Consider the following 12,947-nt stretch of genomic DNA (forward strand, 5'->3'; position numbering starts at 1 on the left):
CACTTGCGTGACTGATAGTTCAATCACGGAAAGCACACTTTCGCCGGGTCCTGGCCGGCAGGGCCACTACCATTGATGGGTGCCTTCGCAGATAACCGTCCGTCCCGCCGTCGAATCCGATTTCGACGCCGTTGCCCGCATTACCAGGGATTCCTACCTGGCCGCCGGGTACTTCGACGACGCCGACCACCCCTACATGCGCAAGGTCCAGGACGTTGCGCAGCGCGCCGGCCAGGCCACCGTCTGGGTGGCGGAGCGGGCCGGCAACGTGGTGGGTTCGGTCACCCTGGCTTTGGCAGGCGAGCCCTACGCGGACATCGCCCTGAGGGATGAGCTGGAATTCCGCATGCTCGTGGTGGACCCGGCCGTGCAGCGCAGCGGCGCGGGCCAGGCCATGATGGCCGCCATCGTGGACCATGCCAAGGCCCTGGACGGGATCAACGCAGTGTCGCTGACCACCGGAAGCACCTGGGAAAGCGCCCGCGGCCTGTACAACAAAACCGGCTTCTCACGGGTGCCGGACAGGGACTGGTTCGTGCCCGGAACTGACATATTGCTGCTGGTTTACCGGCTGGACCTGTAGCCGCCCTAAAGTGGTGCCGACTCATTCCAGCTTTGAAAGGCCCACCATGCGCAAAACCTTCGGCACCGGCTCCGTCTGGGAACAGACCCTCGGCTACTCCCGGGCCGTCCAGGTGGACAACACCCTGTACATTTCGGCCACCGCCGCCAGCGGCGAGGACGGCATCGTGGGCAAGGACTTCTACACCCAGACCCAGTTCATCCTGCAAAAGCTCGGCAAGGTCCTTGCCGACGCCGGTTTCAGCTTCGGGGACGTGGTCCAGTCCAAGCTGTATCTGACGGACATCAGCAAGTGGGAAGAGGCCGGCCGGGCGCACGGTGAAGTGTTCGGCGACATCCGGCCCACCCTGTCCCTGGTGCACGTCCTGCCGTTCCTGGATCCGGAAATGCTCGTCGAAATCGAGCTCGTAGCCCAGAAGAGCGCGGACTAACGCGCCACGGGAAAGACATCCTCCGCGTGCTCGCTCGTTCCTCGCTTAGACGCACGCTTCCGGATGCCTGTCCCTGGCTGCCATTTAGCTTGCCGGCAGGCCGTAGCGGTGCTCCGGCCTGCCGGTGGTCCCGTAGCGGAGCTGGATGTCCACCGCGCCGTCGTCCGCCAGCGAGGACAGGTACCGCTGGGCCGTGGCCCGGGAAACACCCACCCGGCCTGCCACCTCCGCGGCGGAATACTGCTCACCGGGAACCAGGGATTCAAGGACCGCCACCTCCGTGGCCGACTTCGGCTTGGCCGACGGCGTGACGTCGCCGGGGATCAGCGAGCGCTTTGCGCGCTCCACCGCGTCCTGGTCCAGTGCACCGGGCTGGGACAGCAGGCGACGGTACCGGGCGTAGGACCGCAGCTGCTGGGACAGGGACTCCGCGGTAAAGGGCTTCAGGAGATAGCCCAGCGCGCCGCGGCGGAAGGCTACCCGGATGGAGGCGGCATCCGAAGCGGCGCTGAGGATCACGGTATCCACATCGAGTTGCTGGAGCAGGTCCAGCCCGGAAGCATCGGGCAGGTAAACGTCCAGCAGCACCAGGTCCGGCCGCAGGCTGTGGATGGCCTGAAGCGCCAGCGACGCCGTTCCCACCGGCGCCAGGGCCAGGAACCCCGGCACTGAGTCCACGTAGGCGGCGTGGAGCTTGGCCACGTGGAAGTCGTCATCCACGATCAGCACCCGAAAGTCATCTGCCATGGTGGTCCTTTCCAGCTTCATCCTCAGACGCTGCGTTGTTGAGCCGGGAATCCCTGCTCCCCGTAATGGTGCCGGTAATGGTCCCGGGGAGGGTGGCCATAAAGACCGCGCCGGGGCCGCCCGGGGTTCCGCGCTGGAGTACCTTGACGTCCCCGCCGCGGCGCCTGGCCAGTTGGCGGGCCAGTGCCAGCCCGAATCCCTGGCCCCCGCCGGCACGGTTGTTTCTGGACAGCGCGCCGGAAGCCGTGGTGAAGCCTTCGGCGAAGACCGCCTCCGCCTCCGTCCCCTCAGCCAGCCCGTCTCCCGAGTCGGCGACCACCACATGCAGCGTGCCGCCGTCGTCGCCCGGCTCATCGAGCACTTCGAGCTCCACCCACCGGTCCTCCGCGGAGCCGGCCACCGCGGCGTTGACGGCATTGTCAATCAGATTGCCCAGCACGGTGGTGACGTCCTGGGCGTCGGTGACCTGCCCGCGGACCAGGGTCTCGGGCCCGATCCGCAGGGCAACCCCGCGCTCATCGGCCTCCACCCCCTTGGCCCCGACGAAGGCCTGCAGGTAGGGGTCCTGCAGCAGCTCGGCCTGGTCCACGGGAAACTTCAGCGGTCCGGTGGCGGCCAGCCGGCCCAGGTACTCGCGCGCCTGCTGGTGCTGGCCGATGCTCATGAATCCGGCAATGGTGTGCAACTGATTGGCGAACTCGTGCCGCTGCGCCCGCAACGCCGTGGACATGGTACCCACGGCGTCCAGCTGCCGGGTGAGCTGCTGCAGCTCGGTCCGGTCACGGAGCATCACCACCCAGCCCAGATCCTCGCGCCGGTGCAAGGCCTTGCGCGCATTGGCCACCAGCACACGGCCGCCCGCCACCAGCTCCACGGCCGAAACGTCACCGGAGCCAGGCCGCGTCAGGGATTTCAGCAGGTCCGGCACGGGGGCGTCCGCCCAGGGTGTTCCCGCGAGATCGCCAAGCCCCAGCAGGCGTTGTGCTGCAGTGTTGAATACGGTGATCCGGCCGTCCGCGGATACGCCGATCACGCCGTCGTCCACACCCTGCAGGACCGCCACCTGGTCATGGACCAGGGTGCTGATTTCCTCCGGCTCCAGCCCAAGGGTAAGGCGCTGCAGGCGGCGGCGCAGCAGGAAGGAGCCCAGGATGCCGGCGAGCAGGGCGCCGGCAGCGGTCAGGGCCACCGGGCCGATGTCCCGCGCCACGCTCTGGCCCACGGTTTCCATCGAATAACCCACACTGACCTCGCCCACCACGGTGTTGCTGTCAGGGGCGTAGACGGGAACCTTCGCGCCTGCGGAAGGCCCGAGCGTTCCGGTGTTCCTGGTGGTGATCTCCTGCCCGGACAAGGCCTCGGACGGATCGGTGCTCACCCTTTCGCCGAGCCGCTGCGGATCCGGATGGGCGAGCCGAAGCCCGGTTTCATCAGTGATCACCACAAACAGTGCGCCCGTCCGGGTCCGTACCGCCTCGGCGCTTGCCATGAGCGGCCCCGCGGCGAGTTCGGACGCCGGGGGAGTGCCGGGCTGTTCACTGATGGCCAGCACATCGGCCCGCACAGACGGATCCGAGGCGACGGTCCGGGCCAGCGTCAGGGCCTGGTTCTCCGCCTCGCGGCCCACCCGGTCATAGGTCAGCCAGGCGTGCACAGCCGCGCTGAGCAGAACCACCAAGAGCACCACGGCCAGCTGCAGCAGCAGCGTCTGGGTGGAAAACCGCAGCGGCTCACGAGGTCTGGAACGCAGCATGATCCTCCTCGATCCGGTGGGTGGCGGGGCCCCTGAAAGCCGTGAGCACAATGAGCAAAATGCTCGCAATAAGCAGTATGCCAATCAATTGAGCCAAAGGCACGGCCGTGACGCCCGCCACCCTACAGTCTGTAGCACGCGTCACACCGCTGTGCCGCTGTTCACAAAGAAGGAGCCCAGCCGTGCTGGTATTACTTGGATTCGCCATGATCGCGGTATTCATGGTGCTGATCATGACGAAGAAGTTGACGCCAGTGCTGGCGTTGATCATCGTCCCCACAGTTTTTGGACTTTTCGCCGGGGCAGGCCTCGGTATCGGCGACATGGTGATGGACTCGATGAAGTCCATGACCTCCACCGCAGCCCTGCTGATGTTCGCCATCATCTACTTCGGCCTGATGATCGACGTCGGGCTGTTTGATCCGCTGGTCCGGTTCATCCTGCGCAAGCTCGGCAACGACCCCGCCAAGGTGGTCCTGGGCACCGCCCTGCTGGCGGCAGCAGTCTCCCTGGACGGTGACGGTTCCACCACCTTCATCCTCACCACCGCCGCCATGCTGCCCATCTACCTGCGGCTGAAGATGAGCCCCGTGGTCCTCACCTGCGTGGCCGGCCTGGCCAACGGCACCATGAATATCGTCCCCTGGGGCGGCCCCACGGCCCGCGCCGCCAGCGCCCTGAAGATCGACGTCAACGAGGTCTTCGTCCCCATGATCCCGTCCCTGGCCGCAGGCCTGGCCGTTGTCCTGGTCTTCGCCTGGCTCCTCGGACTGCAGGAGCGCAACCGCCTCCGCGCCACCCAGCCCGAAATCTGGGGCGTACCTGACACCGCCGAAGCGTTCGACGGCGGCACCCCGGCAGCTGGCACGGGCACCTTCGGCACCGGCACCTTCGGCAACGATTCTGGCCGCAGTGGTTCAGGCCGCGGACCCGCACCTGTTCCCGCGACGGGCGGCCCCGCCGTCGACGGTTCCTCCATTGCCCTGCTGGAACGCACGGACACCGTGGTGGACGGCCCCGACACTGCCATGGCAGGCACTGCCCTGGATCCCAACCGCACCACCCTGCGCCCCAAGCTGCAGTGGTTCAACCTGGCCCTCACCGTCGCCGTGATGGGCATGCTCATCGCCGACCTCGTGCCCCTGCCGTACGTCTTTATGGTCGGCTCGGCGATCGCGCTGCTGGTGAACTTCCCCCATGTCAAGGACCAGGCCGCGCAGGTGGTGGCCCACGCGCCTTCGATCGTCGCCGTCGTCAGCATGGTGATGGCTGCCGCAGTGCTCACCGGTGTCCTGAAGGGCACCGGCATGGTGGAGGCCATGTCCGCGTGGCTGGTACAGATCATCCCGTCCAGCATGGGCCCGCTGATGGCCGTCATCACCGGCCTCCTGAGCATCCCCATGACGTTCTTCATGAGCAACGACGCCTTCTACTTCGGTGTCCTTCCCGTCCTGAGCGAAACGGCTGCACACTACGGCATCAGCGGCGCCGAGATGGCCCGCGCTTCCATCACCGGACAGCCGTTCCACATGCAGAGCCCGTTGGTTCCGGCCATCCTGCTCCTGGTGTCGCTGGCCAAGGTTGACCTCGGCGACCACCACAAGAAAGTCCTGTGGCGCGCAGCGGTGGTTTCCCTGGTCATGCTGGGAATTGGCATGCTGACCGGAGCCATCGGAATCGGCTAGTCTGTAGCTGCCGCGGTGTCGCCCCTGGTGGGCGGCCGCCGGCAGGAAGGTGCCCGTCTGACGCCCGCTGGGGGATGTCAGACGGGCATCATCGTTTCCCCACTAGAATGGATCGGAAACCAATTCGAACTTTGCAGGGGAGATCCATGGCTGCGATCAACCGTGACGACGTCGCGCACCTCGCGCGGCTCGCTCACATTGAGATGAGTGCCCAAGAGCTGGACAGGATGGCCGGAGAACTCGCCGTCATCGTTGATTCGGTCAAATCCGTCAGCGAAGCCGCCGGTGACGACGTGCCCGCCACGTCCCACCCCATTCCACTGACCAACGTGCTCCGGGAAGACGTTGTAGGCCACACCTTCACGGCCGAACAGGCGCTTTCCGGTGCCCCGGACTCCGATGACAACCGTTTCAAGGTCCCGGCAATCCTGGATGAGGCATAACCATGACTGACACCAACGAACTCATCCGCCTCTCCGCCGCTGAACTGGCCGAAAAGCTGGCCGCCGGCGAGGTGACCTCCGTCGAGGCCACCCAGGCGTACCTGGACCGGATCGCGGCGGTGGACGGCGGCGAACGCGGCGTCAACGCCTTCCTGCACGTCAACGCCGAAGAAGCGCTCGCCGTCGCCGCCGAGGTGGACGCCATCCGCGCCGCCGGCGGCGCCGAAGCCGAAGCCCTGCACGTCCTGGCCGGCGTGCCCATCGCCGTGAAGGACCTCATCGTCACGGTGGGTCAGCCCACCACCGCAGGGTCCAAAATCCTCGAGGGCTGGCACAGCCCCTACGACGCCACCGTCGTCGAGCGCCTGCGCGCCGCGAAGATGCCCATCCTCGGCAAGACCAACCTGGACGAGTTCGCCATGGGCTCTTCCACGGAGCACTCCGCCTACGGACCCACCCGCAACCCCTGGGACCTGGACCGGATTCCGGGCGGCTCCGGCGGCGGATCCGCTGCCGCCGTCGCCGCGTTCGAGGCTCCGCTCGCCCTCGGTACGGACACCGGCGGGTCCATCCGCCAGCCCGGCGCCGTCACCGGCACCGTGGGCGTGAAGCCAACTTACGGCAGTGTGTCCCGCTACGGGGCCATCGCCATGGCCTCCTCGCTGGACCAGATCGGCCCCGTTTCCCGGACCGTCCTCGACTCGGCCCTCCTGCACCAGGTCATCGGCGGGCACGATCCCCGCGATTCCACCTCGCTGCCCGACCCGCTCGCTGATCTCGTTGCCGCGGCGAAGACCGGCAACGTCGAGGGGCTGCGGATCGGCATCATCAAGGAACTCCACGGCGAGGGCTACCAGGCGGGCGTCGAGAAGCGCTTCAACGAGTCCTTGGACCTGCTGCGGGAAGCCGGCGCCGAGATCGTTGAGGTCTCCTGCCCCAACTTCCAGTACGCGCTGGGAGCCTACTACCTGATCATGCCTTCCGAGGCGTCCTCCAACCTCGCCAAGTTCGACGGCGTCCGGTACGGCCTGCGGGTCCTCCCCGAAGAGGGCCCCATGACCATCGAACGCGTCATGGGTGCCACCCGCGCCGCCGGATTCGGCGACGAAGTCAAGCGCCGCATCATCCTGGGCACCTACGCCCTGTCCGCCGGTTACTACGACGCCTACTACGGTTCCGCGCAGAAGGTCCGCACGCTGGTCCAGCGCGACTTCGACGCCGCGTTCACCGTGGCCGACGTCCTGATTTCGCCCACGGCCCCCACCACCGCTTTCCGCCTCGGCGAAAAGCTGGACGATCCGCTGGCAATGTACCTGAACGACGTCGCCACCATCCCCGCCAACCTTGCCGGCGTGCCCGGCCTGTCGCTGCCCGGCGGCCTGGCGGACGAAGACGGGCTGCCTGTGGGCATCCAGCTGCTGGCTCCCGCCCGGGAGGACGCGCGCCTGTACCGCGTGGGCGCCGTGCTGGAGTCGCTGCTTGAGGCCAAGTGGGGCGGCCCGCTGCTGGCCCAGGCCCCGTCGCTGGCCACGTCACCGTCGGTCGAGCCTGTCGAAACCCTTGTTGGAAGCCAGGAGGCAAAATAATGAACACCGACGCAATCCTGAGCTTCGACGAGGCCATGGAGAAGTACGATCCCGTCCTGGGGTTCGAGGTCCACGTGGAGCTCAACACCAAGAGCAAGATGTTCTCCTCCGCCCCGAACGTCTTCGGTGATGAGCCCAACACCAACGTGAACGAAGTGGACCTCGGCATGCCCGGCGTCCTGCCGGTGGTCAACAAGGCAGCGGTGGAGTCCTCCATCAAAATCGGCCTGGCCCTGAACTGCAAGATCGCCGAGTCCTGCCGGTTCGCCCGGAAGAACTACTTCTACCCGGACACCCCCAAGAACTTCCAGACGTCCCAGTACGACGAACCCATTGCCTATGACGGCTACCTGGATATCGAGTTGTCCGACGGCACGGTGTTCCGGGTGGAGATCGAGCGCGCACACATGGAGGAGGACGCGGGGAAGCTGACCCACATGGGCGGCGCCACCGGACGCATCCAGGGCGCTGACTTCTCGCTGGTGGACTACAACCGCGCCGGCGTGCCGCTGGTGGAGATCGTCACCAAGCCCATCGAAGGCGCCGGGTCCCGCGCCCCTGAACTGGCGAAGGCCTACGTGGCGGCCGTGCGTGAAATCGTCAAGAACCTCGGCGTGTCCGACGCAAAGATGGAGCGGGGCAACGTGCGCTGCGACGCCAACGTTTCGCTCCGCCCGCACGGCCGCGAACGGTTCGGGACCCGGTCCGAGACGAAGAACGTGAACTCGCTGCGCGCCGTCGAACACGCTGTGCGTTACGAAATCCAGCGGCATGCAGCCGTCCTGGACTCCGGTGAAACCGTCATCCAGGAGACCCGCCACTGGCACGAGGACACCCGTACCACCACCTCCGGCCGGGCCAAGTCCGACGCTGATGACTACCGCTACTTCCCCGAGCCGGACCTGGTGCCCCTGGTGCCGGCCCGTGAATGGGTGGAGGAGCTCCGGGCCACCCTGCCCGAGCCGCCGGCCGCCCGCCGGAAGCGGCTCCAGGCCGACTGGGGCTACTCAGACCTGGAATTCCGGGACGTGGTGAACGCAGGAGTGATGGACGAGATCGAGGAAACCATCGCCGCCGGTGCGTCCGCTTCCGTGGCCCGCAAGTGGTGGATGGGCGAGATCGTTGGCCGGGCCAAGAACGCCGATGTGGATCCCGGCCAGCTCGGAGTCCAGCCCGCCACCATCGTGGAGCTTGCCCGCATGGTTGAGGAGGGCAAGATCAACAACAAGATGGCCTCTGAGGTTCTGGACGGCGTGCTTGCCGGCGAAGGCACTCCGGCGGAGATCGTGGAGAAGCGCGGCCTGGCCGTCGTTTCCGACGACGGGCCGCTGCTCGAAGCCATCGATGCTGCCCTGGCCGCACAGCCCGGCGTCGCGGACAAGATCCGCGGCGGCAAGGTCCAGGCCATCGGTGCCATCGTGGGCGGGGTCATGAAAGCGACCCGCGGCCAGGCCGATGCCGGCCGGGTCCGTGAGCTGATCCTGGAGAAGCTGGGCGTCACCGTCTAGCCCCCCTGCACTCCAACCGGGTAGCGCCAAGTGCCGTTTTGACCGCTCATAACGGCACCTGGCGCTACTCAGTTTCGCTTAAGTAGTACTCACTTCCCGCACCAGTGCCGACTACTCGTGTGCAGCGGAGTATCCCGGCCCTACACTGAAGCTCCAGGGCCCGTTCCAGGGACAAGCCGGCCCTGCTGCAGCCGTGGGAGGTAGGTATTATGTCTGCTCGGAACCCCTTGAAGATCCGCAAGACCGTGCTGGCCGGGGCGGTGGCGCTCACGCTGACAGGTGCCGGCGTCGCCATCGCCTGGGCCGAGGACCCGCCGTCGCCCTCCCCGTCATCATCTGAGGCGCCGGGCAAATCCGGTGAGGCGCCGGGGCAGGACAGGCAGGACAAGCCGGACAAGCCAGCCAAACCGGACAAGGCCCAGCGCCCGCAGCAGCTTCACGGCGAAAGCGTGGTCAAGAAGCCCGACGGAACCCTGGAAACAGAGTTGAGCCAGCGCGGCACCGTGGAGGCCGTCAGCGATACATCGATCACCGTCAAGAGCGAGGACGGCTACACCCAGACGTATACCGTCAACGCCGAGACGAAGATCACCAAGGCCGCGCCGGCGGACAGCACTCCGGGAACGGACGCCTTCCCGGGAACTGACGACGGCGGCAAGCGGGCCAAGCCGACGGACGGAACCATGGCGGACATTGCCACGGGCGACACGGTCCGGATTTCCGGGGTCAAGAGCGGGGATCAGGCGACGGCTGAGCGGATAGCCGAAGGCGCCGGCGACGGACCCGGGTTTGGCATGGGACGCGGGCACGGCCACGGCAAGGGGCACAACAACTAGGCAGCAGCAAGTGTCGTTGTGGACGGTCACAACGACACTCAGCGCTACCCGGCCGGGTCAGCCCTGCTTCACCAGCCCGGCCATGATGCCCTGCAACGCTTCGGAGACAATCATGACCGAACGGCGCTTGAGGTTTTCCGGCCGGGCCAGCAGGTCGATCCGGCGCCGGGTGCTGATCCCCTCAAGCGGCCGGAGCACGATGTCCGGGTTGAGGACCGGCCCGGCCGTGTATCTGGGCAGGAGTCCCACCACGCCGCCGGCAGCCACGAGCGCGGCCACGGTGGAGTAGTCGTTGATCCGGTGGACGATGTTCAGTTCGCGGCTGGAAACGGCGGCGACGGCGGACAGCACATCGGCGGGGGAGTACCCGGTGTGGCTGGTCACCCAAGCCTCGCCGCCGACGTCGTCCGCCGTCACGGCAGGTTTCCCCGCCAGCGGGTGGCTGGCAGGCAAGGCAACATCCAGCGGTTCGTGGGCGAGGGGGATCACCGTGACCCGCTCGGCCGGCCAGCGGGGGCTGTGGTCCATCCGGTGGGCGAGGACCAGGTCATAGCGTGCGGTCAGGGCAGGGAAGTCCTGCTGCGCCACATCCTCGTCCGACAGCTCGATCCGGGGCTGGCCCGGGGCGTCGAGGATCCTGGCCAGGGGCGCGAACACGGCCTGCCCTACGCTGTGGAAACCGGACAGCGTGACGCTGCCCGCCGCATCGCCGTGATAGCTGCCAATCGCGCCGCGGGCGTCGGCCATGGCACTAACGACGGCGGCACCGGCGTCCGCCAGCACCTGGCCTGCCTCGGTGAGCACCAGGTTCCGGCCTTCTTTGCGGGTCAGGGGCACGTCCACGGTCCGCTGCAGCAGGGCGAGCTGCTGGGATACGGCCGACGGGGTGACCATCAGGGTCTCGGCCACAGCTTTGACGCTGCCGAGGGCGCCAAGTTCGCGCAAAATTTCCAGCTGGTGTATCTCCACCCCGCCAGTCTATGCGTTAGCTTTGCTACATCGTTGATTGAGAAATTAGCGGTTGTGCTAAAGCTTCTTCCTCGCTGTAATGAGGTGGTCAGCACCTGCCGACCACGCAACTAAAGAGTGAGGAAGCCGATGAAGGCTTTGTACAAAGCCGGCCCACAGGCCGGCTTCGAGCTGGTGGACCGCCCCGAACCCGTGGCAGGCCCCGCGGACGTGAAGATCCGGGTCATGACCACCGGGATCTGCGGCACCGACCTCCACATCCAGTCCTGGGACGCCTGGGCGCAGGGAATCATCGAAGCTCCCCTCATCCCCGGCCACGAGTTCTATGGCGAAGTGGTGGAAGTGGGCGGAGACGTCCGCGACGTGAAGGTCGGCGACCGCGTGTCCGGCGAAGGCCACGTGGTCTGCGGCATCTGCCGGAACTGCCGGGCCGGCCGGCGGCAAATGTGTATCCACACCGTCAGCGTGGGCGTCCAGCGCGACGGTGCCTTCGCCGAATACGTGGTGATCCCGGAAACCAACGTATGGGTCCACCACGACCCGTCCGTCACACCGGAGCTGGGCGCCATCTTCGACCCCTTCGGCAACGCGGTGCATACTGCCCTGAGCTTTCCGCTGGTGGGCGAGGATGTGCTCATCACCGGCGCCGGGCCCATCGGACTGATGGCCATCGCCGTCGCCCGCCACGCCGGCGCACGCAAGATCGCCATCACAGACGTCTCCCCGCACCGGCTCGAGCTGGCCCGCAGGCTGGGTGCAGACCTGGCCATCAACGTCGCCACCACCCGGGTCCGGGATGCGCAGCGCGAGCTGGGGATGCGCGAAGGCTTCGATATCGGCATGGAGATGTCCGGCCACCCCACCGCCCTGCCCGAGATGATCGACAACATGAACCACGGCGGCAGGATCGCCATGCTGGGGCTGCCCAGCCAGGACATCACTATTGACTGGGGCAAGGTGGTGACCCACATGCTCACGCTCAAGGGCATCTACGGCCGCGAAATGTACGAAACGTGGTACGCCATGAGTGCCATGCTGTCTTCCAACCCCGTACTCCACGCCGGCATCTCCGCCGTCGTCACCGATACGCTCCCCGCCACCGACTGGGAAAAGGGCTTCGAGCTTGCCCGCAGTGGCGCCGGCGGAAAAGTTGTCCTCGACTGGACCCGACTCTAAGGAACACCATGTACACCTCGATCAAGGACCAGCTGGGCGCCGAGCTGGAGGACATCCGCAGCGCGGGACTGTTCAAGACCGAACGCAGCATCAACTCCCCCCAGTCGAGCCACATCAGCGCCGGCGCGCTCGGGCAGCCGGGAGCTGACGTGCTGAACTTCTGCGCGAACAACTACCTGGGGCTGGCCGACCACCCGGACATCATCAAGGCGGCCAAGGAGGCCATGGACGAACGCGGCTTCGGCATGGCCAGCGTGCGGTTTATTTGCGGCACCCAGGACCTCCACTTGGAGCTCGAAGCGCGCGTCTCGCGCTTCCTCGGAACCGAGGACACCATCCTGTTCTCCAGCTGCTTCGACGCCAACGGAGGAGTCTTCGAGTCCCTCTTAGGCCCGGAGGACGCCGTCATTTCCGATGCTCTGAACCATGCCTCCATCATCGACGGCATCCGCCTCTGCAAGGCCCAGCGGTACCGGTACGCCAACCAGGACATGGCGGACCTGGAGGCAAAGCTGGTGGAGGCAAAGGACGCCCGCCGCAAAATCATCGTTACGGACGGCGTCTTCTCAATGGACGGGTACCTGGCACCGCTGGAGGCCATCTGCGACCTCGCCGAGAAACACGATGCCCTGGTGATGGTGGACGATTCGCACGCTGTTGGTTTTATGGGCCCAACCGGTGCCGGCACGCCTGAGCATGCAGGAGTGTCGCACCGCGTGGACATCTACACCGGAACATTCGGCAAGGCGCTGGGAGGAGCCTCGGGCGGGTACGTTTCCGGCCGCTCCGAAGTGGTTGCGATGCTCCGGCAGAAAGCCCGCCCCTACCTCTTTTCCAACTCCCTGGCCCCGGCCATTGTCGCCGCCACCATCAAGGCCCTGGACCTGGTGGAGAATTCCGGTGGCCTGCGGCGCACGCTCTTCGAGAACGCTGCACTGTTCCGCCGCCGCATGACCGAAGAAGGCTTTGACCTGCTGCCCGGTGAGCACGCCATTGTCCCGGTGATGTTCGGCGACGCCGTTCTGGCCGCCAAGGTGGCTGACCGGATGCTGCAGCACGGCGTCTTCGTCACGGCCTTCAGCTTCCCGGTGGTCCCGCGCGGGGCAGCAAGGATCCGTGTTCAGCTTTCGGCTGCGCATACAGCGGACGACGTCGAAGCGTGCGTCGGTGCCTTCGTCGCCAGCCGTGCCGATGCAGCAGGCTGAGGGCCGTCACCGCGCCATAACTCTGC

The 12,947-nt window shown here is 66.6% G+C and carries 12 protein-coding genes; 9 read left to right on the forward strand and 3 right to left on the reverse strand.

Features of this window, described 5'->3' with window-relative positions; translation table 11 throughout:
* Window positions 1–79 precede the first annotated feature (79 nt).
* Both AC5RVY_RS11755 and AC5RVY_RS11760 read left to right on the forward strand, forming a co-directional pair.
* Window positions 80–583, forward strand: coding sequence for a GNAT family N-acetyltransferase (locus AC5RVY_RS11755; protein WP_493954886.1), 504 nt, complete (start codon window positions 80–82; stop codon window positions 581–583).
* Between the two features lie 46 nt (window positions 584–629).
* Window positions 630–1,013 carry a RidA family protein gene (locus AC5RVY_RS11760; protein WP_493954887.1) on the forward strand — a complete coding sequence of 128 codons (384 nt, stop codon included), beginning with the start codon at window positions 630–632 and terminating at the stop codon, window positions 1,011–1,013.
* 84 nt (window positions 1,014–1,097) lie between these two features.
* Here AC5RVY_RS11760 and AC5RVY_RS11765 read toward each other — a convergent pair whose 3' ends face one another.
* Both AC5RVY_RS11765 and AC5RVY_RS11770 read right to left on the reverse strand, forming a co-directional pair.
* Window positions 1,098–1,760 (reverse strand): response regulator, encoded by a 663-nt coding sequence (locus AC5RVY_RS11765; RefSeq protein ID WP_493954888.1) that lies wholly within the window; start codon window positions 1,758–1,760, stop codon window positions 1,098–1,100.
* Entirely contained in the window at window positions 1,750–3,513 is a 1,764-nt protein-coding gene (locus tag AC5RVY_RS11770) for a sensor histidine kinase (RefSeq protein WP_493954889.1), read from the reverse strand. Before AC5RVY_RS11770 ends, AC5RVY_RS11765 begins: the two co-directional genes overlap by 11 nt.
* A gap of 182 nt (window positions 3,514–3,695) precedes the next feature.
* Between AC5RVY_RS11770 and AC5RVY_RS11775 the strand changes: the two genes are divergently transcribed.
* The 5 genes from AC5RVY_RS11775 (at window position 3,696) to AC5RVY_RS11795 (ending at window position 9,571) form a co-directional block, all read left to right on the forward strand.
* On the forward strand, window positions 3,696–5,198 hold the full coding sequence (locus tag AC5RVY_RS11775) for a CitMHS family transporter (protein ID WP_493954890.1): 1,503 nt from the start codon (window positions 3,696–3,698) through the stop codon (window positions 5,196–5,198).
* A 146-nt stretch (window positions 5,199–5,344) separates the two neighbouring features.
* Window positions 5,345–5,641: an Asp-tRNA(Asn)/Glu-tRNA(Gln) amidotransferase subunit GatC gene (gene gatC / locus AC5RVY_RS11780; RefSeq protein WP_493954891.1), complete on the forward strand. Its 297-nt coding sequence runs from the start codon at window positions 5,345–5,347 to the stop codon at window positions 5,639–5,641.
* A gap of 2 nt (window positions 5,642–5,643) precedes the next feature.
* Complete coding sequence (gene gatA, locus AC5RVY_RS11785; protein ID WP_493954892.1) at window positions 5,644–7,227, forward strand: Asp-tRNA(Asn)/Glu-tRNA(Gln) amidotransferase subunit GatA; 1,584 nt, start codon at window positions 5,644–5,646, stop codon at window positions 7,225–7,227.
* Window positions 7,227–8,735, forward strand: a complete 1,509-nt coding sequence (gatB, locus tag AC5RVY_RS11790) for an Asp-tRNA(Asn)/Glu-tRNA(Gln) amidotransferase subunit GatB (RefSeq protein WP_493954893.1) — start codon at window positions 7,227–7,229, stop codon at window positions 8,733–8,735. Before gatA ends, gatB begins: the two co-directional genes overlap by 1 nt.
* 209 nt (window positions 8,736–8,944) lie before the next feature.
* Window positions 8,945–9,571 (forward strand): DUF5666 domain-containing protein, encoded by a 627-nt coding sequence (locus tag AC5RVY_RS11795; RefSeq protein WP_493954894.1) that lies wholly within the window; start codon window positions 8,945–8,947, stop codon window positions 9,569–9,571.
* 57 nt (window positions 9,572–9,628) lie between these two features.
* Here AC5RVY_RS11795 and AC5RVY_RS11800 read toward each other — a convergent pair whose 3' ends face one another.
* Window positions 9,629–10,540, reverse strand: a complete 912-nt coding sequence (locus AC5RVY_RS11800; protein ID WP_493954895.1) for a LysR family transcriptional regulator — start codon at window positions 10,538–10,540, stop codon at window positions 9,629–9,631.
* Between the two features lie 129 nt (window positions 10,541–10,669).
* Between AC5RVY_RS11800 and tdh the strand changes: the two genes are divergently transcribed.
* Window positions 10,670–11,716, forward strand: a complete 1,047-nt coding sequence (gene tdh, locus AC5RVY_RS11805; protein ID WP_493954896.1) for an L-threonine 3-dehydrogenase — start codon at window positions 10,670–10,672, stop codon at window positions 11,714–11,716.
* 8 nt (window positions 11,717–11,724) lie between these two features.
* Complete coding sequence (locus AC5RVY_RS11810; protein ID WP_493954897.1) at window positions 11,725–12,921, forward strand: glycine C-acetyltransferase; 1,197 nt, start codon at window positions 11,725–11,727, stop codon at window positions 12,919–12,921.
* Window positions 12,922–12,947 lie beyond the last annotated feature (26 nt).

It is taken from the genome of Arthrobacter sp. Ha26 (genome assembly GCF_059091705.1).